The organism is Aliikangiella litoralis (assembly GCF_052495765.1).
In genome coordinates this window covers 5,081,753-5,106,009 of the sequence record NZ_CP199292.1, presented here as the reverse complement: position 1 = coordinate 5,106,009, position 24,257 = coordinate 5,081,753, and the positions used below count along the sequence as shown (strand labels likewise).

At 37.3% G+C, this 24,257-nt stretch carries 19 protein-coding genes; 14 read left to right on the top strand and 5 right to left on the bottom strand.

All coding sequences use genetic code 11. From position 1 onward, the window contains the following. Positions 1-6: 6 nt before the first annotated feature. Positions 7-807 (bottom strand): M48 family metallopeptidase, encoded by an 801-nt coding sequence (locus ACT5E3_RS21310; RefSeq protein ID WP_444995581.1) that lies wholly within the window; start codon positions 805-807, stop codon positions 7-9. A 181-nt stretch (positions 808-988) separates the two neighbouring features. On the opposite strand from ACT5E3_RS21310, the gene ACT5E3_RS21305 reads away from it, so the two are divergent. Next, positions 989-1,333 carry an MGMT family protein gene (locus tag ACT5E3_RS21305; RefSeq protein WP_444995580.1) on the top strand — a complete coding sequence of 115 codons (345 nt, stop codon included), beginning with the start codon at positions 989-991 and terminating at the stop codon, positions 1,331-1,333. A gap of 326 nt (positions 1,334-1,659) precedes the next feature. On the opposite strand, the gene ACT5E3_RS21300 is transcribed toward ACT5E3_RS21305, so the two are convergent. Continuing rightward, positions 1,660-3,873 (bottom strand): alpha/beta fold hydrolase, encoded by a 2,214-nt coding sequence (locus tag ACT5E3_RS21300; RefSeq protein WP_444995579.1) that lies wholly within the window; start codon positions 3,871-3,873, stop codon positions 1,660-1,662. Positions 3,874-4,215: 342 nt separating this feature from the next. Here ACT5E3_RS21300 and ACT5E3_RS21295 point away from each other — a divergent pair, with 342 nt between their 5' ends. From ACT5E3_RS21295 to ACT5E3_RS21280, 4 genes are all read left to right on the top strand, one after another. Beyond that, positions 4,216-4,821: a carboxymuconolactone decarboxylase family protein gene (locus ACT5E3_RS21295; protein ID WP_444995578.1), complete on the top strand. Its 606-nt coding sequence runs from the start codon at positions 4,216-4,218 to the stop codon at positions 4,819-4,821. Positions 4,822-5,214: 393 nt separating this feature from the next. Then, on the top strand, positions 5,215-6,180 hold the full coding sequence (locus ACT5E3_RS21290; RefSeq protein ID WP_444995577.1) for a transposase: 966 nt from the start codon (positions 5,215-5,217) through the stop codon (positions 6,178-6,180). A 160-nt stretch (positions 6,181-6,340) separates the two neighbouring features. Further along, the gene (locus ACT5E3_RS21285; protein ID WP_444995576.1) at positions 6,341-6,703 is read left to right on the top strand and encodes a hypothetical protein; all 363 of its coding nucleotides are present in this window, start codon (positions 6,341-6,343) and stop codon (positions 6,701-6,703) included. 67 nt (positions 6,704-6,770) lie between these two features. Next, the gene (locus ACT5E3_RS21280) at positions 6,771-7,535 is read left to right on the top strand and encodes a hypothetical protein (protein WP_444995575.1); all 765 of its coding nucleotides are present in this window, start codon (positions 6,771-6,773) and stop codon (positions 7,533-7,535) included. A 205-nt stretch (positions 7,536-7,740) separates the two neighbouring features. Here the strand turns inward: ACT5E3_RS21280 and ACT5E3_RS21275 are convergent, their stop codons facing one another. Further along, a complete protein-coding gene (locus ACT5E3_RS21275) occupies positions 7,741-7,950 on the bottom strand; it encodes a cold-shock protein (protein ID WP_444995574.1) in 210 nt (69 codons plus the stop codon). Between the two features lie 741 nt (positions 7,951-8,691). Between ACT5E3_RS21275 and ACT5E3_RS21270 the strand changes: the two genes are divergently transcribed. From ACT5E3_RS21270 to ACT5E3_RS21260, 3 genes are all read left to right on the top strand, one after another. Continuing rightward, positions 8,692-10,851: a hypothetical protein gene (locus ACT5E3_RS21270; RefSeq protein WP_444995573.1), complete on the top strand. Its 2,160-nt coding sequence runs from the start codon at positions 8,692-8,694 to the stop codon at positions 10,849-10,851. A gap of 57 nt (positions 10,852-10,908) precedes the next feature. Beyond that, complete coding sequence (locus tag ACT5E3_RS21265) at positions 10,909-11,379, top strand: GNAT family N-acetyltransferase (protein ID WP_444995572.1); 471 nt, start codon at positions 10,909-10,911, stop codon at positions 11,377-11,379. Positions 11,380-11,547: 168 nt separating this feature from the next. Next, the gene (locus ACT5E3_RS21260; protein WP_444995571.1) at positions 11,548-11,787 is read left to right on the top strand and encodes a DUF6316 family protein; all 240 of its coding nucleotides are present in this window, start codon (positions 11,548-11,550) and stop codon (positions 11,785-11,787) included. A 37-nt stretch (positions 11,788-11,824) separates the two neighbouring features. Here ACT5E3_RS21260 and murI read toward each other — a convergent pair whose 3' ends face one another. Next, entirely contained in the window at positions 11,825-12,538 is a 714-nt protein-coding gene (gene murI, locus ACT5E3_RS21255; RefSeq protein ID WP_444998617.1) for a glutamate racemase, read from the bottom strand. Positions 12,539-12,725: 187 nt separating this feature from the next. On the opposite strand from murI, the gene ACT5E3_RS21250 reads away from it, so the two are divergent. Beyond that, complete coding sequence (locus ACT5E3_RS21250) at positions 12,726-13,331, top strand: transglycosylase SLT domain-containing protein (RefSeq protein WP_444995570.1); 606 nt, start codon at positions 12,726-12,728, stop codon at positions 13,329-13,331. 60 nt (positions 13,332-13,391) lie between these two features. Further along, positions 13,392-14,798 carry a 1-acyl-sn-glycerol-3-phosphate acyltransferase gene (locus tag ACT5E3_RS21245; protein ID WP_444995569.1) on the top strand — a complete coding sequence of 469 codons (1,407 nt, stop codon included), beginning with the start codon at positions 13,392-13,394 and terminating at the stop codon, positions 14,796-14,798. Here ACT5E3_RS21245 and ACT5E3_RS21240 read toward each other — a convergent pair. Next, positions 14,795-16,099, bottom strand: coding sequence for a M20/M25/M40 family metallo-hydrolase (locus ACT5E3_RS21240; RefSeq protein WP_444995568.1), 1,305 nt, complete (start codon positions 16,097-16,099; stop codon positions 14,795-14,797). The genes ACT5E3_RS21245 and ACT5E3_RS21240 overlap by 4 nt on opposite strands. Positions 16,100-16,332: 233 nt before the next feature. On the opposite strand from ACT5E3_RS21240, the gene ACT5E3_RS21235 reads away from it, so the two are divergent. The 4 genes from ACT5E3_RS21235 to ACT5E3_RS21220 all read left to right on the top strand — a co-directional run bounded on the left by ACT5E3_RS21235 (position 16,333) and on the right by ACT5E3_RS21220 (position 24,257). Continuing rightward, positions 16,333-18,294: an OPT family oligopeptide transporter gene (locus tag ACT5E3_RS21235; RefSeq protein ID WP_444995567.1), complete on the top strand. Its 1,962-nt coding sequence runs from the start codon at positions 16,333-16,335 to the stop codon at positions 18,292-18,294. A 401-nt stretch (positions 18,295-18,695) separates the two neighbouring features. Further along, positions 18,696-20,699 (top strand): methyl-accepting chemotaxis protein, encoded by a 2,004-nt coding sequence (locus ACT5E3_RS21230; RefSeq protein ID WP_444995566.1) that lies wholly within the window; start codon positions 18,696-18,698, stop codon positions 20,697-20,699. Positions 20,700-21,046: 347 nt separating this feature from the next. Next, a complete protein-coding gene (locus tag ACT5E3_RS21225) occupies positions 21,047-22,486 on the top strand; it encodes an imelysin family protein (RefSeq protein ID WP_444995565.1) in 1,440 nt (479 codons plus the stop codon). 115 nt (positions 22,487-22,601) lie between these two features. Then, positions 22,602-24,257, top strand: a complete 1,656-nt coding sequence (locus ACT5E3_RS21220) for a di-heme oxidoreductase family protein (protein WP_444995564.1) — start codon at positions 22,602-22,604, stop codon at positions 24,255-24,257.

The following is a 24,257-nucleotide window of genomic DNA, read 5'->3' as shown; positions in this document are numbered from 1 at the left end:
CGATTTCTACTTATTTTTATTAGCGGCTTTATATAAAGGCATCATTTGGGGGATGAGCTTTTTCAACGCTTGCTGCCTGTTTTCTGGGGATGGGTGAGTACTCATAAATTCTGGTCCGCCATTTCCACCTGCTTGTGCCATTTTTTGCCACAAAGTAACTGCTGCATTTGGGTTAAATCCCGCTTTTGCCGCAAGCTCAATACCGAGTATGTCTGCTTCAGATTCTGACTTTCGACTGTTGGGTAATGTTAAAGCTATTTGAGCGGCCGCAGCGGCAAGAGACATACTTTGGTCGCTGGCTTCTGTAGAACTTTTCAGCAGGCTGAGTGCTAGATTGTTAGCCATAGCAATAGACATGCGTTCAGCCGAGTGGTTTGCTAAAGCATGGGAGATTTCATGGCCCATTACTTGTGCTATTTCATCATCAGTGGCCGATAGTTTGTTAATTAAGCCAGTGTAAATAGCCATCTTACCGCCGGCCATACACCAAGCATTAATGACTTCTGGTTCATCGATTACTTTGACACTCCACTCCCATTGTCGGGAATCTGGACGCTTAGCAACCGCTTGTTGAATGAGCTTGTCTGTAATACGGTTTATACGTTTGACTAATTTGGCGTCATTATTCAACTTACCTGCCTTTTCTAATGGTGAAAGCGTATTGACATAAGCTTGCTTTGAAGCTTGAATGGCGCTACTTTCTGAAACCAGCATGACTTGTTTGCGGCCAGCAATGTTGGTAACGCATGCACTAATTAAACCAATAAGGCTAATAAATAGTATGGTTTTTGCGGTTATTTTAAACATAATAATTAGTCAATATATTTAGAGTTGAAGTAAGTTATAACGATACCAGATCTGGGTAGTAGTTGAAATGAAGAGAAACTACCATTTTTGTTTTAATTCCGCCATTAATGTGAGGTTGTGAAAGCTGGAATACTACCTATTAAATGTTACGATTAATGTATTCTAGTTAGAGATAATTGTGATGATTAAAGATATCAGTAAAGCTGAAAAAATTTGGCAAACAGTACTTAAAATACCTCTTGGTAAAGTTGCTAGCTATGGACAAATTGCTGATTTGGCTGGTTTGCCCGGCAGGGCTCGGTTAGTCGGCAAAGTCTTGGGGGATGCGCCCGAAGAGTTGATGCTTCCTTGGTATAGAGTACTTAGAAGTAGTGGCCAGCTAGCATTTTCAGCGGGTTCATGTCAGGCTGAAAAACAAAAAGGGTTATTACAAGAAGAAGGGGTTGTTGTCTTGAATAATCGAGTAAAGCTAGCACAGTTTGGCTGGCAACCTGAGTTAGGTGAGTTGTTAGATATGGAGTTTTAATTAACTGCTGATATTGAATAAATCTTAGATAAAAAAACTCCCTATAAAATAGGGAGAAAGTCATGAATAAACCAGTGAGTTAATAGACTTAGAGACATATAACTAATATGGTTATCCACAAAAGCGTGTGGCTGGATAGTAGCATTAGAAAAATGAATGAAACCTGAATGAAAGTTGATTACTTATTTCTCAATAGCATTTGAATTGAAGCTATCGATTTTAATGTACTGAGAACTCGGTTTGTATAAAAGAGGTGGCTGGTTGTATCTACCGAGCTGTTTTCCTTGAAAAAGTGCCTTTCCAAGGAAAACTAGCAATAAGATATACTAGCGTTTTATATTAAAGTGTAGATCGAAGAAATTACGAATCATATTGAGTCGGTGCATCTGTGTTTTTTTGCCGCGTATGCTATGCTTTTTTCCTGGATAATCCATAACATAAAACTGTAAATTATTTTCTTGGAGTAATTGATATAAACGAGTACTATTTTTAAATAAAACATTATCATCGGCCATGCCATGATAAATTAATAGCGGGCCTGATAAATTGGTGGCGTAAGGAAATACTGAAGATTTTTTATAAGCTTCAGGAACCTGATTAGGGTTACCCATAAATCGTTCGGTATAGTGGGTATCATAAAGTTGCCAATCGGTCACAGGGGCTCCTGATACTCCAGCTTTAAAAAATTCAGGCGCTTTAAACATCGCCATTAAAGTTATATAGCCACCGTAACTATGGCCATGTACACCAACTTTTTGTGAGTCGACCCAAGGAAACTGATGTAAATATTTAACCCCTTCAATTTGATCATTGAGCTCAATACTTCCCATTGCTTGATAAATAGGATCTTCAAATTTTTTACCACGATGTTTTGAGCCTCTATTATCTACAGTGAAAACGGCATAACCTTGTTGAGCCATATATTGTGCTAAATAAGGTGGCCAACTATTGGTGACTCTTTGGGCTCCAGGGCCACCATAAAGGTAAATTAAAACTGGGTATTTTTGTTTTGGATTAAAATTAGCTGGTTTATAAAGTCGATAATAAAGAGGGATCTTATCGGTTGTTTGAAATGTGCCAAATTCAGGTTGAATCCAATCTGATAAATATTCATATAAAGGATGGCTTTTATCAACTTTATTTTCTGAAAGCCATGATAAATGTGCGCCTGAAGCTGAGTTTAAACTGATTTGAGGTGGAGTGGTTGATGATGAGAAAAAATCAATATAACTTTGATTATCTTGTGAAAAAATAATCTTATGAAATCCCGCCCGTTGAGTAACTTTTTTTATAACACCACCTTTTAACGAAACAGAGTACAAATGACGTTCGAGAGGCGTTTCTTTTCTACCTGTAAAATAAAGCTGGTTATTTTCTTCATCAACATTTTCTAGTTGATCAACAACCCAAGACCCGTTGGTTAATTGTTTTACTTGCTTGCCTGATAATGTATATAAATAAAGGTGCTTGAATCCACTTTTTTCTGAAGCCCAAATAAAGTGTTTTTTATCTCTTAGATAATAAAGATCTTTGTGTAAATTGAGCCAAGTCGTGCTTTTTTCTTCTAGTATTGTTTTAGTCTTTTGAGTATTCCAATCGTAAATATTGAGTTTTAAGCTTTTTTGGTTCCTGCTTTGTAGCTGGTACGAAAGTAAATTGCTATCTTTGGTCCATTTGACTCGTGGTAAATAAATATCTTCATTTTTACCTAAGTTCACCCAGCGAAGTTTTTTGTCTTTACGTTGAATAACACCAAGTTTTATTTTGACGTTAGGTTTACCTGCAAAAGGGTAACGCTGCTTAACCGTTTTAATTTTATCAGCATAAATTTCACTACGCACCACTTCTTCTACAGGAGATTCATCGACCTGAGTAAAAGCAATTTTAGACTCATCATCAGACCACCAATAACCCGTCATTCTTTTCATTTCTTCTTGTGCAACAAACTCGGCCATTCCATTTTTTAGTGTTCCTCCACCATCTTGGGTGAGTTGTGTCTCTTGGCCTGAAGAGAGGTTAAGGGTAAAAATATTTTTCTTTCTAATATAAGAGATATAATTTCCCTTTGGAGAAAAACGAATGTCAGTTTCAAACTCAGGTGTACTAATTATTTTTTTTACTTTTTTAGTGCCTACTTTATAATAAAAAACATCGCCAGCTAAAGGAAATAATAAGGCACTTCCATCTTTTGACCACTGGTAACTGACGATACCTGATCCGCTTAATCTTAGTCTTTCTCTTCGAGCTTTTTCTTCATCAGATAATAACTCTTGACCAGAGTGTAAATCATCGGAGTTAAACAATAACTTGGTTGTTTTATTTTTTATATTATATTCCCATAAATCTAATCTCTCATAGTCCCTTTTTTTTCCTTTGAGAAAAGTCACTCGACTACCATCGGGTGATATTTGTAATCCTTTAACAGAAGAGCCGCTGAGTGATGGTGAAGAGTAAATTCTTTCAACATCAAGTTTTTTGGCATTTGTTATTGGCGCTAGCATGAGCAGGGTTAAGCAAGATAACTGAGTGTAGCGTTTCATTTTTATAGTCCTAATAGCATTTATGATATTGATAATTTTTGATAGTTGATTGTTTTTGATATTGGTTGCAAGGTTTTTTGGGGTTGAATTCTACCGTGTGTTTTAACGACAAACAATCAGTCAATCATGGCGTTTAAGCGTGAATCATTCAAACTAAGTCCCACCATTTGGCAGTCTGCATCTCTATACGAATATAAACTTTAGCGGCGAGCAAAATAAAAACTTTGTTATAAAATTAATTTCATCTCTATTTGTGATTTGAAGGACTAGGTTTAGTTATATAGCTATGTTATTGTAAATACAATAAAATTAAGTAAAGATAAAATTAATCGAGGAAAACGTATGACTTGGATTAAAGTGATAGGGTTTAATGAAGCTAAAGGTAAGTTACTCAAGCTTTATCAGCGGGTCGCTGGTCCGGATAATAATGTAGATAACATTCTAATGTCGCACAGTTTACGGCCCCACACTTTAGAGGGGCACATGGCTTTATATAAAAATGTGCTTCATCATAATGCTAATCAACTAGAGAAACATTGGTTAGAAGCAATCGGTGTTTATGTTAGTTTACTTAACCAATGTGAATACTGTGTTGAACATCATTATCAAGGTTATGCGAGGTTGATCAATGATAATGAGCGGGCTCAGAAAGTACGGCAAGCGATGGAGCGCGGGCAACTAAGCCAAGTATTTCAAGCTAATGAAATAACCTTATTCGAATACGCTAAAAAATTAACACTAACGCCTACTCAGCTGACAGAGAATGATATTAACATTATGCGTGAGGCTGGATATGATGATGGTTGTATTCTTGAAATTAATCAAGTGGCAGCATACTTTAATTATGCTAATCGTACGGTTTTAGGATTGGGCGTTGCTACTGCAGGAGATATCCTTGGTTTGTCGCCTAATGATAATGATGATCCTGATAATTGGGGACATGCTTAATTTTTAAAATAAGTTGTTTTTGCTCTGTGCTAGTTTGAGATAATTGATTCATTAATTGTATCGTTGAAGCTTGAGTTGGCAGTTTCTATATTAAGAACCAACCTGGATAGTTGCAGCCCTATATATTCTATAGGACCTATTATTCTGCTTAGTAATCAACAGAAATGTATATTGACTCATTCTCATTGCCGCTCCTAAGCAGCTCATGCAAACTATGAATCAAATCTTTAAAGTAATCTATAGTGTAGTGAGAATAATCATAGCTAGTAATCCACCCAAACCAAAAAGAATGCACTTATTGTTTGAATCCAAGGTTTGACATAGCTGTAAAGTTAGGTAAGTATTTGATAATGATTAAAAAACACAATGCAGTTAAACTGTGCCTTGAGTATTATGAAGGTTTACCACATCCCAGAAAAAATAGACAACTTCCTAAAAAATTCTGAGCCAAGGATGGGAGAAGGTAAAAGAAAAAAAGAAGTTAAAAGCAATATTACTGACAATGAAAGTGCCAAGATGACAACAAGTAAAGGCACTATACAAGGCTACAATGGGGTTGCGACAGTTGATAAGAAGCACCAAGTCATAATAGATGCTCAAGTATTCGGTGCAGGTCAGGAACACCATACCCTTAAGCCTGTTCTCGAAAAAGTAAAAGAGCGTTATCAGAGGCTTAATATTAGTGATGATATTTATGCAAGTCGTGTGGTTGTAACCGCAGATACAGGTTTTGCTAATGAAGCCAATATGAAATATTTATATGAAAACAAAATCAACGGCTACATTCCCGACAATCGTTTTAGAGAGCGTGACCCAAAGTTTGCAGGGCAAAAAAAGAAGTATGGGAAACGACATCAAAAAACGAATAAAAACATGATTAAAGTTATCCCTTCGACTGAATTTCAATATGACCCAGTCAACAAAACTTGTAGTTGCCCAGCAGGGGAAAAAATTAGTTTTCATGGAACACGACAAGATCAAAATGGAAAATTTAGAGACTACTTTCAAGGTCGGCTGTTACAGTGTCGTCATTGTCTGCTGAAAAATCAATGTATGCAGCGACCTGAATCAGCAAATCATCGACAAGGCAAAGGAAGACAAGTTTCATTTTTACTGAAATCCAATGCGACTAACCAATTTACCGATTGGATGAAGGATCGAGTTGATAGCAAAGAAGGCAAATTAATTTATAGTCACAGAATGTCAGTTGTTGAACCTGTATTTGGAAATATAGGAACCAATAAAGGGCTAAATCGATTTAGTTTACGTGGAAAAAAGAAAGTAAATGGTCAATGGAAATTATTCTGTTTAATACAAAACATAGAGAAACTAAAAAACTACGGAGAACTGGCCGCATAAAGAACTTATGGAGGTAAATTACAGCGGTCAAACACGACAGAGTTTATATTTGTACACAAAATAAACTGGATAAGCACTTAATATATAAAAATTTGAAATTATCCCAAAATACAGGCAAAGTGAGTTCAAATTAATAAAATAATTGGCTGAGTGAAATAGTTTGTCTAAAATAGACTTTTTCTACAGCCTCGTTATGTCTCTAAAGGTAGTTAAGCAATTGACTAAAATAGAAAAAGTTCTGTCAGCTTTTATAATATGGCCTTTTATAGGGGTGTTAACTGGACTTATCCTCGGGGCTTTGTTTGGTGGCCGAGGCGGAATGTTTTTTGTGTTATTGGGCATTATCGCCGGCGTTTTACTAGGTATTTCTAGAACGGCTTATTTGTATTTTAAGTTCGATCCTTCAACTTATATAAAGGCTATTACTGGTAGTAGATTATATCTAAAAAGAGCATTTATAGTTTTTCTGTATTTGATCGCAATTTATACGATAGTAATTAACATGTTTTTCAGCGTCCAGTAAAGGACATAACAAGAGTCAGGAGTTCAACTCGTGCCTCGTAAACTCAGACAAGCGTTAAGTTTCGAATATGAATGAACTCTATAATGAAGCAATAAATTTGATGGCCAAATCATTTTTAGCTCTTGAAAAAATGATTGATCCTCCTGATTTAATATCGATAGATGGGCTTTATACTTATAGATATAAAAATGAGACGATTCACGTTGCAATATTGCTTAAGTTGGCGCGGACTATCACTGGACTGAAAGCAATTTTCCATTTAAACGTTTTAGGTCTTCTCCAGGAGCAAGCGGCAATACAAAGAATCGCGGATGAATTAGGTGAAGATATTTCTTTCTTGACGCAGGCGGTAATATTCGATGATGCAACAGATTTGCATGCGAAATTTCTTGAGGCTTTCTTTGAGGAGGAGTTTGAAGAGGGTAAAACAGCGATGGCGTCGAGTCAAAAGCGCCCGATGATACCGAGGAAAAAAATACAATCGTATATAAGCAAGGATAGAAGCACAGGTAAAGTCCAAAGTACTGAGAAGGAAGCTAGTAGAACTATATCTAAAGGTTATTCCGGTTACGTCCATGCAGCCGCTTCACAAGTAATGGAGCTTTACTTTGGCAGGCCCCCAAAATTTCATCTCAATGGCTGTGTAACCTCGCCCCTTTACCAAAATCACGTGGATGATATGCTAAATTATTTCTATCGAGGCATAATATCAGCTGCGCTATCGGCAAAAGCATTTGGAAACGAACATCTCTTTCAAGAGTTGTTCAAATATTCTAAAGAGTTTGCAAGAAAATCGGGAAATGAGAGCCATTTGACGCCATACACAACTTAATCGGGTAGCCGGAGGTCTCTAACCTCCAGCCCCCCCACACCACCCTGCATGCGGTTCCGCACAGGGCGGTTCACTTAACTTATAGAAATGGGACATCCTATAGAAACAGGACATCCAATTCTTTGTTTCATTTACTCGAGAATTTATATGGCACAAAAAAAGAGCAAATCCCGAAGGATTGCCCTTTTTTAAAGTAAACTATTTGTTAAATAGCTACAATATTTTCAGCTTGCGGTCCTTTTTGGCCACTAGTAATGACGAATTGTACTTGCTGGCCTTCTATTAGTGTTTTAAAACCTTCACTAGCAATTGCGCTAAAGTGAGCAAAAACATCTGGTCCAGATTGTTGCTCAATAAAACCAAAACCTTTAGATTCGTTGAACCACTTAACGGTTCCTGTAGTTGTATTAGACATAATAATATCCTGAAATTTATATATAGTAGTGCCTTCAAGAGGCTTGAATAGCTTAAAAATGTAGAATTGAACTTAAAAACTGCAGTACGGAGAATTATGAATAAAACAACGAAATGTAGAATGTAAATAATATACTTTTTCTTGCTGGAAACAACTATATAGATTTTATTAGCGCTTGTCGAGATCTATTTACCTCCACTCATCTTATAACCTTTAATTCAAAAATTCAGATGTTTTTCTTGCCTGAATACTTTGCAGTTTTTAGTTAGGTGTTTTTTGCATGAAAATCGCTGGGTGTTTGTAAATCTTCTTCAATTGCTATCTCCCATTGACTTTTTATATCTGGGTGAACAACTAGCCTCTCAAATATCCACTAGACAAACAAGTTACCCTTAGTTAGATTAACTTTGAGGATAAATTATTAATGAGGATATTAATATGACCCGTGCTCGCCAGAGTATTATTGATGATAATCTCTAAGTTATGTATACCACTAAAATACCTGCATGGCTTATTTATTGAGCTGTGAATTATTTTGCTTTCGACTAATTGGCCTGTTTCCATATTAAATTTTCGGGCCATTGTTTGGGATAAATGATCTTCTATTACTATGAGAAAATGATTACATTGTGAAACATTGTTAAAGTTGAGTCATAGCCAATATTCTGAGACTATTAAGTTAGTATTAAGTAGTGGCAAATAAAACAATATTAGTTGATACACCAAACAGGATGGTTTTATATGTTTAAAAAATCCCCCTCCCATGTTTCCTATGAAGAAAAGGTATTATCTCGCCTCGAACAGTTTAGTTTGAATAAAGATGGGAAAATGCAAACTGAAGATCATCAATTCGCGAGTGTGATTGATGGATTAGAAGAGGTTTCTACCCGTTTAGCTAATAGTATTGCTGAGCAGAGTGAGCGAAATCGTATTCAAGTACAAGCTCAACATGAAAAACTGGCAAAAGGGATTTCTGAAACTAACTATAACTTAATTAATATTGGGTGTGGAATTGCTGGTCTTGAAAAAAGTATGCGTCAATCAAGCTCGGAGATTGCCCGTCAAATTGCAACGAGTGGGAGTAATGTCGTTGATAAACTTGAGGAGTCAAGTCGTAAATTACACTCAATTGATAACCAATTAAAGCAAACTGTTTCTGCTTTAAATCAAATTAGTGATCAACTACATACTATTATTGAAAAAATTAGTAAGCCGAATGAAGTAGAGGCTATTGAATTAGCCGATCAAGCAAGAATTAATCTAGCGATTGGCAAACAAGATGAGGCTTTAAGAGTTACACGTAAAGCAATAGAGCTTTGTGGAACTTCGGTAACTGTGACCGCCTATCATTTAATGACATTGGCTTTGTTTAATGATGAAGAACATCAACATGAATTAAAAAATGTTTATAACGACTTTATTAATCTAATTGGTTTTTTATTAGTTGATAGACCTGCCACTGTTCAGTTTGTAAGAGAAGAAGTTTTTTACCTGGTTTACCCTGTTGTTTATGCTCTTTGCCGCTCGTTAGGTATAGAAATATTGAAAGATACTGAGCGTTTGTTTTTAAATATTAGTCAAGATAAAGAAATTTATATTCGGCTGCTGAAAAAACCGTTGGTTGATGAAAAAACAGAAGCATTAACACTTTATCCTACTGCTGTTCGAGAGCTGATTTGGAGTGTTATTTTAAAAGAAGGAATTGTTAAGTATTCAGGGGTTTCACTTTTGCCCATTTATATCTATAAGGTAGAAAAAAATAGTATTTTAATTAAGAACGAGTTGTTAATTATAGCGAATCAGTTGTTGGTTGAAATGGGGGTGTTATATGAGTTGTTAAGTAAGGAGTGGAATAATCAAAAACTATCGCCTATAGAAAAAGACAGCATAGACGTGTTTTTAATGATGCAGCCTCAAGAAAATATTGATTATTCGGAGAAGCTTCTTTTATTGATTGACCGTTATATTAAGCAAGGTCATTTTTTAATTAGTGAAAGTTTTGAAATAATTATAAATTCTGCGATGCAAAAAATAACCTTAAATATTGAACAGCAATATTTAAACTTATATTATAATAAGTGTAACGCATTGGATAATGAAGAAAGAGAAATGCTCTGTGTTTTAAAAAGAAAATTAAAAGAATATCATGAAGCCAAAGCTAAAAAAGAAGCTGGATTGTTAGAGAAAAGAAAAGAAATTCAGCATGATGTTTTTACTCAAAAACAAAAAATAAGTGACGCAAATAACTATTTAGACCATTTGATTAGGCAAGAAAAAAAATTTAAAAAAACAATTCCTGTTTGGGTGATTGTGTTTCCTTCGATTTTAATTGGTTTTGCTATGGCAGCCGTATTAAATTTTGACAAGTTTGGTGGTTTTAACTTTTTTGTAGGAATAATTGCTTCTTTATCAATAGGAAGAGTTATATCAAAAAAAATATTAGATTTTGTTCATGAAAAGAGAGAACGAAGTGCGATGTTAGCTCGTGGAGAAATTAAAAAAGTAGAAAAAGATAAACAAGAATATGAGTTAAAACTTGTTTCTTTTGATATGATGCTGAAGGATTTAGATAATGTTCTTCCGGAATTTTCGAAAGATGCTTGCCAACAACTGGTTAATATGACTCGTAATGATATTATGAAAAAGACTAACCAGCATGTTGATAAGCTTGAAAACCAATATAATGAGTTAATTGATTGCTATTACCCTGCACAACATGATATTCAAAAAGTCATTAGTGATTTCAACCCGTTAATCCATGATAAACTACCAGAAAAACTATGTTTGAGTAACTTTTTTATTAAAGAGTTAAAAATGATTTTGTCTGAAGTTTTACCTTCAAATGGAAACTTTAAAAGTTGGGAAGAGCAGGGGTTGTTTAATGAAATATCGAATGTTTAGCCATGATTTTTAGCATTTTTTCAATTAATTTTTATAGCGTAAGATAAGGAAAATAACTTGAATTCGTCGATTGTAATTAGAAAAGCCAAACTTTCTGAACTTTCAACTTTGTTAGAGTTTGAACAGTCTATTATTGAATATGAAAGACCTTTTGAAGAAAATATGATGGCTGAGCACTTTAATTATTATGATTTGGCTGAGTTGATTCAAAGTGACATAGCTGAGGTTTTAGTGGCTGTTGATAATGGGCGTTTAGTGGGGTCTGGTTACGCAATAATTAAAGATTCTCGCCATTACTTAAAGCATAAACAACATGCTTATCTCGGTTTTATGTATATTGATCCTGATTATCGTGGGCAAGGAATTAACCAAATGCTTGTTAAACGATTAGTTGAGTGGAGTAAAAAGAAAAATATGCAAATGGTTTGTTTAACGGTGTTTAGTGAAAATGATTCTGCAATTACGGCTTATAAAAAAGCTGGGTTTCATAGTAACTTAATTGAAATGAGACTTAACCTGGAAGAGTAGGCTGGTTTTTGTACAGGATATTGAGTGAATACTCAACAGAGGACAATGCCTGTCTGACTGTTAGCAGATCTCGCACAAATTGTTCAGATATATTGCCTTTATCTCAAATTGAGTAGAATGTATCATTTAGCTTCTATTAATCAATAAACAATACAAGAGAAATGCTAGATGGAACCAAATCGTAGGTTAGGTGATAGTCCTGATGATACTTTTACTAGAAGCGATCGCTTCATTGTCGAGCAACAAGAGCATTATTACCGAACAAGAGAAGGCGTAATGGGGCCTTTTGATGACCTATCTTCGGCGTTACTTGGTTTAGTCGAAAATGCTAAAAAAGCAGGGATGCCTCAATATCAAATTAATCAACTTTATCAAAGTGTTTGCAAAAAAGTGCTTGAGAGTTGCTAGTTGTCACCTTCTTATTTCAATGCAAGCTTCTATTCATTTAAAATGTTTTCAGTTTAACTTTTTGATTTAATAAGTGCTCAAAAATTGGTATTGCTAGTTTCGGGGCACTAGAATAATAATCTTTAGTTCCTAATACCTTCTGTGTATTAAAGTTGCCATCTAATCGTCTTTTAACTTCATTGGCTACAGGTTCACCACTTTCATAGAGCTTTACTTGTGGACCTACTGTTTTTTGAATGATGTCTACGAGAAAAGGGAAATGAGTACAGCCTAATACTAAAGAGTCCACTTTACCTTTAAGGAATGGCTCTAATTCACATTGAATAATATTGATATCTTTTGAGGTCAAGGAAGATAAACTTTCAACAATATTCACAAACTGCGGTGTTGCTTTTTCGATAATTTCGGCTTTATCAATAAAGCGTGAGCGTAAGGTTTGATACTTTTCACTTTTAAGCGTAGCATGCGTTGCAATTACCCCGATTTTATTATTTTGGCTGGCTTCTACTGCTGGCTTTAGGGCTGGCTCAAGGCCTATTATTGGAATATCGTACTGGCTTCTAAGCTGGTTAATGGATGTTGCAGTAGCGGTATTACAGGCAACCACTAAGAGCTTTATTGATTGCTGAGTTAAAAAGCTGGCTATCTTTTGTACTCTATCATCAATAAAACTGTTGCTTCGATCACCATAAGGCGCATACTGTGTATCTGCAAGGTAAATTAAATTTTCATGGGGTAGTTGCTTTTGAATAGAGGATAAAACACTCAGCCCCCCAACACCAGAGTCAAATATCCCGATTGCTCGTTTGTTTATAATAGATACCTCGGTGTTAAAATTACCTACATAAGATTAAAGTTGGATTATAGATCAAAAGGTTAAAATTAAGCTAATCCTTTGCTATGATGAAGTGTTTTCTAACTTTTATATACGATTAATAATGCGACTAAAGTTACATATTATTTGTCTGATCCTTCTATGTTTAAGCGGGTGCGCAACCTATGTACCAACTAATTCTAATAACCTCTGCGATATTTTTTTAGGTGAGACAGACTGGTACGAAGCCGCCAGAGATGCACAGCACAAATGGGGGACTCCTATTTATGTCATGATGGCTATTATGCATCAAGAGTCGCGTTTTATTTCTGATGCTCAGCCAGAGCGAGATTGGTTTTTAGGGATTATTCCCTTGCCTAGATCTTCATCGGCTTATGGTTATGCTCAGGCACAAGATCCTGCCTGGAAAGAGTATCTTAAGGCAACAGGTCAAGCAGGAGCCGATCGTGATGATTTTGAAGATGCTATTGACTTTATTGGTTGGTATACCGACGGTAGTCAAAAGCGATTGAAGTTATCCAAGTGGGATGCTTATGGGCAATATTTGGCTTATCATGAGGGGCGTGGTGGCTATGCTCGAAAAACTTATAATAAGAAGCCTTGGTTAAAGAAAGTTGCAAATAAGGTGAAACAAAAAGCAGCAATATATAATCGTCAGTTGAAAACATGTAAAAATAAGTTAGATGAAGAAGTTGATAGTTGGTTTTAGGCGTGTTGATTAAAAGAAATTAATATTAACTTTGATGGACGAAAAGGAGGGGCCAATTTGATGGATGCAGAAGTTACAATTCCTCTATGGCTTTTTGTTATTTTAATAACAATTGCTTCAACCGTTATTATTCAAAAGTTTCTTTTCCCTGGTTTACGCTGGTTTATTCGTAAAAAAATTAATCGTGCAATTAACGAATTAAATCAGCGATTGAATATTAAAATACGACCTTTTCAACTCACTAAAAGGCAAGTGTTACTTGATCGATTAATCCATGATACGCAAGTATTGGAGTTTGTTCAAAAACAGTCTGTTGAAGATGAAGTGCCGCGTGAAGTATTGATGGAAAAGGTTCATCGTTATGCCCGTGAAATAGTGCCTACATTTAATGCCTATATTTATTATCGGCTTGGTTATTGGTTGTCAAAAAAGTTGGCTAAGTTACTCTACCGAGTGAGAGTGAGAGCAAGTAAAAGTGATCATTTGAAAAATGTGAGTAAGGATGCAACGGTTGTATTTGTAATTAACCACCGAAGTAATATGGATTATATTTTAGTGTCTTTTCTGGTGGCTGAAAAAATGGCTTTATCTTATGCTGTTGGAGAGTGGGCTAGAGTATGGCCGTTACGAGGATTGGTGAAGTCAATGGGGGCTTACTTTGTCAGGCGTAATTCTCGTAATCCGCTTTATCGAAAAGTATTAGAAAGATACATTGCAATGGCGACTAAAGAAGGCGTTTGCCAAGTTGTTTTTCCGGAAGGAGGGTTATCAAGAAATGGAAAAATTAGAGAGCCTAAGTTAGGCTTCTTAGGTTATATGTTGCGGAGTTTTAATCCTCAAAAAGATCGCGATGTGGTTTTTATTCCGGTTGGCCTTAATTATGATCGAGTTTTAGAAGATAAAACATTATTGTTGTCACTCGATGAAGCCAGTGGAAAAAAAGGACATTGGTATGCGGTTAAAACTACACTGAAGTTTATCTGGAATAATTTTCGTTTAGCTCGTCGACACCAATGGAAGCGCTTTGGTTACGCCAGTGTAAGTTTTTCTCAACCAATATCTGCTCGGGATTATTGTAGTAATAATGCAATTAACTTTTCTAGCCTTGAAGTTAAACAACGGTTCATAGAGGTTAAAAAATTATCACACCAGTTAATGATTGCCGTTGAAAAAACAATTCCTGTTGTGCCTGTGGTATTGCTTTGTAAAGCTTTACTTTCTTGTGATAAGAATAAAATGGATATTGCTTCTATTAAGCAACATACCAAACAACTAATGCAAAAGATTGAAGCTCAAGGTGGTCATATAGTTTTTCCTCATAAAAATAAAGACATTGCTTTAAATGCCGCTATTGATATGTTGCGTTTACGCCGATTTATTGAGTGTGAAAAAGAAGTGATACACATCAATTCAGATAGTATTGATGTGCTAAAGTACTATGCTAACTCAATTGCTTATTGGTGCTAATTTTTGGCTGATTGTTGAGCTAGCCGGTAAATAAGAATTGCTGCTTTTTCTATATTTTTAGACAAACTGCTGATATCTGCTATTTCATCTTTGGTATGTCCACCTGTTCCCATTAAACCTAAGCCATCTAATGCCATCTCAACATGGTTAGCAGCAAAAGATATGTCCGCTGCGCCTGCTCGTCTTGGGTTGACTGCTTCAACTTTTCCATATCCTAGATCTTCACTAATCTGGCTATAAATAGACAATAGTTGTTTATTGTTATTGGTTGGAGCCATCGGTGGGTAGCCGTCTTTAAAAGTTAAAGTGGCTGAAGTGTGTGGTAAATTCTGTTGAGCTATTTGTTGCATTGCACGCTTTGCCTTTTCAAGTTGTTGTGCAGATAAGGCACGAATATCTCCAGTGACTTGAGTGGTTTGGGCAATTACATTGCTTTTACCAAATGCTTCGCCTGAAGCGCTTTTTTTATCGTAAGAAGTCGTTGTTCCGCCAACAATCATGCCTGGGTTAAACGTTAGCAACTCTTCTTTTTCTAATTTTTGGCGGAAAGTATTAAGAATTCTTGCTGTTTCAAAAATGGCACCATAGCCAATATCATCACGAAAAATTTGTGAAGAGTGGGCGGGTTTTCCTTCCACTTTTAAAGTCCAGCCCACAGCCCCTCTTCGAGCGATGACTGCGGTTTTGATGTCTCCATCACCATCTTCAAATCCTAATGCAATATCTGCCCATTTGGCAGCTTCAACAATGGCTTTTTTAGAAAGTGAGAGTGGGCGCCCACTACGTTCTTCATCACCTGTTAAAATAACTTTAATGCTAACATTATTGAGTAGGTTGGCTTTTTTTAATGCTTTTATAGCGGAAACAATAATGACATTACCTCCCTTCATATCAGTAATTCCGGGGCCTGCAATCATCTTGTCATTGATTTTTTTAAACTTTTGAAAACTATCTTGTTTGGAAAATACTGTATCCAGGTGCCCTATCATCAATATTTTTAGACCTTTATCTCCATGTGAGGCGAGTAGATGACCTGCGCGATTAAACGGTTTGCCGTCTATCCATTGAGTTTTAAAGCCCAGCTTGTCAAATTGTTGTTTGAATATATTTCCTACTTGTTTGACACCGGTAAAGTTCATGGTGCCGCTGTTAATATTAACAACTTGCTCTAATTCTTTGAGTGATTGTGGTAGTAGTTGCTGCACTTGCGCTACAATTTTGTTTTCTTCGGTGCGGTCTGTTTGCGCAATGACGCAGCCACAGCTTAGAGTAAATAAAATAATGAATAGTGTGTTTTTCATGCTTGTTCCATTTAATCTATTTCAATTGAATTGGGAGATCTAGTGGGTACTTTAAACCAAGCGAAGCTAAATAGCATTATATACCCGCTTTACTTAAAAAAAGCATCGTCAAATAGAGCAAGTATAAGCTTTGCCAGTTAAGCTAAATAAAAGAGTATGATTCAGATTTGACACTCATGAAGGGTCATGTTTCTAATACATATGAATAACAACAAATTGATAGGAGTCTCTTAGTGAGCCAAGATAAAGGGTTGAATCCGAAAGCTTATGTGCCTTTAGGGAAAGGAGAAAGTTACCCTCCCTATATTCCGGCGAGTGAAAGCATTGCTGAATTTACTTTTAAGTCCGTTGGGCTAGGTGTGCTATTTGGCATTATTTTTGGTGCTGCCAATGCTTATTTAGGATTGCGCGCAGGTTTAACCATTAGTACTTCGATACCAGTTGCGGTAATGGCTGTTGCTGTTTTTCGAATTTTAGCTAAAGCAGGTATTAACAGTACCATACTAGAAACCAATATTGCTCAAACGACCGGTTCAGCATCAAGTTCCGTTGCGAGTGGAGTCATTTTTACTTTACCTGCTTTATTTATGTGGGGAATGGCACCAGACTTACTGCAAATGACTATTTTAGCTATGTGTGGTGGTTTGCTTGGGATTTTATTTATGGTGCCCTTGCGTAAGTTTCTCATTGAAAAAGAACATGGAAAATTACCTTACCCTGAAGGTACTGCATGTGCGGAAGTGTTAGTAGCCAATGAAGTTGGAGGAAGTAAGGCAAAGTATATCTTTTTTGGGATGGGAGTCGCTGCTTTATTTAAAACACTAACCTCTTGGCTGAAGGTGATTCCTGATCATGCTACTCTCAAGCTCCCGTTTATTAAAAAGGCCACTATAGGCATTGATTTATCAACGGCTTTATTTGGTGTTGGTTATATTTTAGGACCACGCATAGGAGCTATTATGGTTGGTGGTGGTTTGTTGTCGGCATTAATTATAATCCCTGCGATTGCTTACTGGGGAGATGCCCGGACCGTACCGCTATTTCCTGAGACTGTCAATTTAATCAAGGATATGTCTCCGGGGCAAATTTGGACTCGTTATGTCCGCTATATTGGGGCGGGTGCAGTAGCTACAGCAGGCATTATTACTCTGATTCGAAGTATCCCTGTGATGCTTGAAAGCTTTAAAGTTGGGGCTAAACAGTTAAGTAATAAAGAAAGCGGGGTTGCTGTTTCGCGTACTAGCCAAGATTTACCTATTAAGCTAGTCGGCGGAGGAGTGTTATTAATTATTTTAGTTTTAACCTTATTCCCCAACGCTTTTGGTGCGGTAGGGGGAATGGATACTCGCTTAATCGCTGCTCTGTGTGTTGTTATTTTTGCTTTCTTCTTTGTTACTGTTGCTTCGAGAATTGTTGGCTTAGTGGGGGTGACATCTAATCCGACGAGTGGTATGACAATTGCCGCGTTACTAGGAACCGCGACTATTTTTCTTGCTATGGGGTGGACTGATAATACTGGTAAGGCTGCGACTTTAATTGTTGGGTGTGTCGTTGCAATTGCTGCGTCTATTTCTGGTGATACCTCGCAAGATCTTAAAAGTGGGTACTTACTCGGTGCAACACCTAAAAAGCAACAAATTGCTGAGTTGATCGGTGTATTGACCTCTGCCACTTTTGTTTGTTTGGCTGTATTATTACTGGCAGAAACCTTTGGTTTTGGTTCAAAAGAGCTTCCTGCTCCTCAAGCGATGTTAATGAAACTGGTTATCGATGGCGTATTGGATCAAAATCTGCCTTGGACACTTGTTGCTGTAGGTGGTGGCATTGCAATTATATGTGAGCTGGTGAAAATCCCTTCTCTTCCATTTGCTGTTGGTGTTTACTTACCTGTATCGACAATGACCCCAATTTTCATTGGTGGCTTAATACGCCACTATTTTGAAAAGAGAACCAAAGATAAAGCCTTGCTTGATGAACGGCGTGAACGTGGTGTTTTATTAGGTAGCGGTTTTGTGGGGGGAGAAGGATTGCTTGGTGTTGGAATTGCTGCTGTTGCGTTTATTCAAAGCAAAAAGCCTGATGGAATAGGAACTGACTGGGCTGGTAGTGATTGGCTTGCGATGCTGGCTGGAGCCATTGGCTTTGGTTTATTGATAGTGTGGTTTTTTAGAACGATTCAGTCGAGCAAAGTGTAATATTATCAATAGATAAAAAGCCTTTGAGTGATTGGATATTTTTCCTCTTTAGCTATATAAAATGGTGTGAGCAGCTTGTTCACACCACTTTATTGTAAACAAACTCTCTTTTTAATTAATCATATCCAATCAAGATGATACTTTTTCCAACGAAAAAGGTGTTTAATTCAAGCAATTCGTGTATTGAGAGTGAGATAAAAACTTTTAAATCAATTGGCAATATAGTTGATTGCTGTCTATTCTTTGTAGTAGCTATTCTTATTAAAAATTAACAGGTTAGCGCTTAAAATAATAGTTAAGAGATGAAAGAAGATTTATTAGTTATTTAAAGTTATAGAATTACTCTCAATATTTTAGTGTTTTAATATGAGTGAATGAGGGTATTTGCGGAGATTGAATGTATGTCGTTTGTTCGTAGGAGATCCATTTCCAGGCGATTGGTAGCTGCTTCAGCCGGTTCGGTATTGTTCCTATTGGTTATTTTTGCGTTTTTTGCGGTTGATTTTGTTAGCAATCAAACCAGAGAACAAATAGAAGAGTCTTTAGAGAGCATGATAAGTGCTGAAGGACTAAAAATTGTTAATTTTTTTGCTGAAAAACAACAACTCAATAAAACTATTTTTTCCAGCCCACAATTGATTGAGTGGTTTGCTAATCATGATGTTCGACAAGAGCCGCTTGGAGAAGACAAAAATTATGATCAGATTATAGCGCACTTTAAGCATTTAACTGATACTCATCCAACAATCAAAAGTGTGTACTTTGCTTCAGCGATTACTGGTGAGTACTTTTTAGAAACAGGAAGAAGAGAAGATAAGGAATATTGGGCGACCAAACGTCCATGGTGGTCTGAAGCTTTGCAAATTAACAAAGGTTATGTTGGCAGTGCCAGTGTTGATATTTTTGATGGCGCTATTATTTCTGCTGTTCAGCACTTGGTAAGAGATAAAAGCGGTAAGCTTATTGGTATTGCTGGTGTTGATGTATTAATTACTACAATTGGTGCTGATGTACTCAATAAAATAAAATATCAAGGCCAAGGGGAGGCTTTTTTAATTAGTAATGAAGGTAAAATAGTCTTTTTTCCTGATATATCTGTGAAGCAGATTGGAGACGGAACCAAGCTAGAAGCTATAGATCAATTACAGTCTTCAGAAAACTTTAAAACGCTCCAGCAGCGTATGCTAACAGAAGCTATAGGGGTACAAACCGTTAGTTGGAAAGGCGTAGAGCATCGGGTTATTTTTCAAGATGTTAGCATGAAAGAGCCAGTTTTAAACTGGCATTTAGGTTTTATGTTACCAACTCAAGTAATAGAAGAACCTATCAAAAAAGTTTCAATGATGACCTGGTTAAGTGTACTAGGGACTAGTTTGGTCTTAGCTGTTATCATTTATTTTGAAACTTCAACCGTGTTAAAACCACTCAATAATTTAGTCGATGCGATGAAGAATGTGGCTCACGGTGAAGGCGATTTAACTCAGCGGATCAGAATTCAACGCGAAGATGAAGTGGGTGAGCTTGCGCAAGAGTTTAATTATTTTGTCGAACAAATACAGGAAGTTGTCAGGCAGGCAGCAGAGACAACGGAACAGGTTAATGATGTTGCTTCTGAAATTACAGATATGTCTTTCTCAACTCAGCAACGTGTGTCACAGCAGCTTTCAGAGGTCGAACTGGTTGCTACTGCGGTGACGGAAATGGTGCATACCGTTGAGGGGATTTCTAGTGGTGCAGAGCAAACTTCGCAATCTGCTGACCAGGCTGATGAACAAGTCCAATCAGGACAAAATGTTGTTGAGGCCGCAACTGGAAAAATTGGTGAACTTTCTGATGGTGTACTTCAAGCGAGTGAAGTGGTTGGAAAATTAAGAGCGGACTCTGATAGTATTAATGAAGTGTTGGAAGTTATCAAAAGTATTGCAGAGCAAACTAACTTGCTGGCACTTAATGCTGCGATTGAAGCGGCTCGTGCTGGTGAACAAGGAAGAGGCTTTGCCGTTGTTGCTGATGAAGTAAGAACTTTAGCCAGCCGAACTCAAGACTCAACAGAAAATATTCAGCATATCATTGAAAGTTTACAAGAAAGTGCTTTGCGAGCAGAGTCAGTGATGACTAGTAGTCGCGATTTAGCAAAAGATGGTGTTGAGCAGACTGAGCAGGTAAAAGTAGAATTGTCAGGTATCACTGCCTCGGTTGCTAATATTCGTCTTCAGGCAGAAGAAATTGCATTAGCAACTTCACAGCAGGTTACGGTTGCATCAGATATTTCTGAAAAAGTTGAGCATATTCATAGTGGGGCAAAAGATAACAATGAATCGGTCGAGCTAATGTCGGCTAGAGCTGGGCAATTATCAGAGCAAGCCACTAAACTTAAGCAGGTTGTGTCGCGATTTAAAGTTTAAATCTTGTGTTTGGGTAGATACACGCATCTTCAAAAAATCAGCAGTTTCAGGCTCTTAATTTGAATTGCTGATTTTCATTGGTTTCGCTACTTTTTATTCTGCTTAGCGGTTTGGGGGAAACACCAATATTTGCCGAATTTCCTTATTTGTTCCTTATTCTAATTTGTTGGACCATTTTTATAAGTTCTCTATTCTTTTCACGTTTGTTTTTACCGTGCTCTTTTTTATAGAGCAAGTTTGCATGGCTCATAGCAATCCTTCCTCGTAGTTCATCATTAAACTTATTGCAAATGAAAAAAGATCTCATTATCATTAAGTTTAATGTTTGTATTTGCCTGAGAGATAAAATGAAAATTCTAAAAGAAATATCTAGCAAAAATAGCTTACTAGCTGCTGGATTAGTTGGCGTCATGTTACTTACGGCCTGCGCTGATGATGGAAAAGATGGTATTGATGGTGCAACTGGTACTGATGGAACTGACGGAGTTAGTAAGCTGGTAACGAGAGATGATGTCCTAAAAACTAATGCGAATATTGCATATGCTAGCTATGGAGACTCACTCGTAACAGCAATTGAAATGCGAGATTCATTACAAGCGTTGATTGATTCGCCATCAGAAGAGACTTTAGAACAAGCCAAAATTGCCTGGGTTGAATCGAGAGAACCTTACTTACAAACAGAAGTTTATCGTTTTCGTGCCGGCCCAATTGATGCATTAAAAGATGATGGCACTATGGGAGAAGAAGGTGACGGACCTGAAGGACGTATTAATGCATGGCCACTGGGTGAAGCAATCATAGATTATGTTGCGAATGCGGTTGACGGCGATCCTAACCCTGAGAATATTAGTTCAACTTCAGACATTAACGTTAATATTATTGCTGATACGACTAATTTCCCAACGATTGATATGGATGTACTCAAGAATAATTTTGAGCTCAATGGTGATGAGCGAAATGTTACCACTGGTTATCATGCCATTGAATTTCTACTCTGGGGACAAGATTTAAATATCGATGGCAGCGGTGGCGGGCCTCGTGATACGAGTGCCGGAAGTCGACCTATTTCTGATTATTACTATGAAGCTAATGGCCATTTAGGTCAGTGTACGAGTGGACAAGGTAATGGGAGCAACGACAATATTTGTGAAAGAAGAGCAGCTTATTTGCTGCTTGCTGCAGATTTACTGATTGAAGATTTACAGCGTTTGGTTGATGCATGGAACCCCTCCGGTAGTGACAATTATCATCAAAGTTTTATTGCTGGTGGCAATGTTTCATTAGCAAAAATATTAGAAGGCATGGGGCGGTTAGCTTATGGTGAATTGGCTGGTGAAAGAATTAATATAGCATTATTAACTAACTCTCAAGAAGATGAACATTCTTGTTTTAGTGATAATACCCACCGTGATATTTATCTGGATGCACTTGGTATTCAAAATGTTTATCAAGGTAAATATGTAAAAGTTGATGGGCAAATTGTTGAAGGCGCAGGTATTAATGACTTATTGGTTGTTGAAGGACATGCTGAATTATCCAATAAATTACGTGCTAGCCTCGAAGACACTATGGCAAAAGTTGGGGTGATTGATTTTAGAGCCAAGTCAGGGATCCCATTTGATAATCAAATCCAAATTGGTATTAATGAACCTAACATTACTTCTGCAATCAATTCTCTTGTGGCACAGACTGCAGTGGTTGAAGAAGCGATTAAAGCGCTTGGAGTAACCACTGGAGACTTATGTCAAGATACAAGCGAAGATATTGGTAGCGCTTGCGGTAGCTAGTTTTATCTTTCGATTTCAAAAGCCCGTTCAATGAAACGGGCTTTTGGCGTTTTGAACAAGTGCTATTGATAAGAGTGTTGTTTGATTTGAAATAAATACCAAGGGTGGGGACTTAATGCTTTCTAATAATAATTATCTTCAAGTGATAAGTATCACACTCTGCTTAGCAATTACGGCTTGTGGTGGTAGTTCAAGTAAAACGGCTACTGAGCCTCCTGTTGTGGTGGAGCCTGAGCCAGGTTTACCACCTGTTGTTGCTGACAAAGTCGATCCAAGTGAAGTTTTTTCGGGGGGGGGAGTTACGGTAGAGCGAATCGATGAAGATGCTTATTCACAGTCTGCTCCTGAAATAACCAATGACTTTAATCTTGATGCAAATTTTAAAGCAGGTAATCAACTTTTTAGAAATACACATTCAGGACAAGGACCCATTTTAAATACAGCAACTTGCCAAGGATGTCATGTTAAAGATGGTCGAGGTCATGCTCCTGCCTCGACAACTGAGCCGATGGATGCCATGTTAGTTAAAGTGAGTGCTGTTGATGGACAAAATGAAGCAACCTACGGAGGACAGTTACAGACTTTCGGTCTGGCTTCTTTTGTAGGTAATGATCCAGATGCTGGGTTGCCTGAACATGATGGTGCGCTAAATGGAGGTCGTGCGATTGGAGAAGCATTTGTTTATATTGATTACCAAGAAATTAATGGCCAGTATCCAGATGGTGAGACTTATTCGCTGAGGAAACCGGTTTATCGAATTAAAAATTTATCTTATGGCCCATTTTCTCCAGGTAGTTTAATTTCTCCTCGTGTTGCTCCGCCTATCTTTGGTTTAGGTTTATTAGAGGCAATCTCTGCTGATGATATTAAAGCCAAAGCCGATCCTGATGATAGTGATAATGATGGTATTTCAGGACGATTTAATCAATCAAAAACTATTTTGACTGAAGAAGTGATGCTAGGGCGATTTGGAAGTAAAGCTTTAACGACTTCGGTATTACATCAATCGGCAGGTGCTTATCGTGGTGACATGGGAATAACCAGCCGAATATTTCCAGAAGAGCCTTGTACCTTGTTGCAACAAGCCTGTTTAGATGCTGCTGCTCAAGAGCCTAATTCTGGTGAAGAAGGTACGGATATTACAGATATCGAGTTAGCGCTGGTCGAGTTTTATACCCGTACACTGGCTGTCCCCAAACGTCGAGGTTTTGATGAAGCAAACCAAACCTGGCAAGCTGAAATTTGGCAAGGTCGACAGTTATTTTTTGCCGCCAATTGCGTTGGATGTCATACACCTCGCCAACAAACCGGAGAAGCTGCTGGCAGTATATTAGGTGAGGTTGCCTTAAATAAATTAGAGCCCGGTGCAAAACCGATCGAAGCACTTTCAGAACAAATCATTTGGCCGTATACCGACATGCTTTTACACGACATGGGAGGAAGTTGTCAGGCAATAGTTCAAGAGCTTCCTAATGGTGATTCATGCGATGCTGGTGCCGAATGTGAATATGTGCTGCGTTGTGAGGGATTAGCTGATGGCCGAAATGAAGGAGAAGCAACTGGTAATGAATGGCGTACTTCGCCTTTGTGGGGACTAGGTTTAGTAAAAACAGTTAACCCAAGAGCGACTTATTTACATGATGGCAGAGCCAGAACAATAGAAGAAGCTATTTTGTGGCATGGGGGTGAGGCTGAATCTTCGATTCATGCATTTAAGAATTTTTCCGCTGGAGAGCGTGCCGCTGTAATCGCATTTTTGGAGTCTATGTGA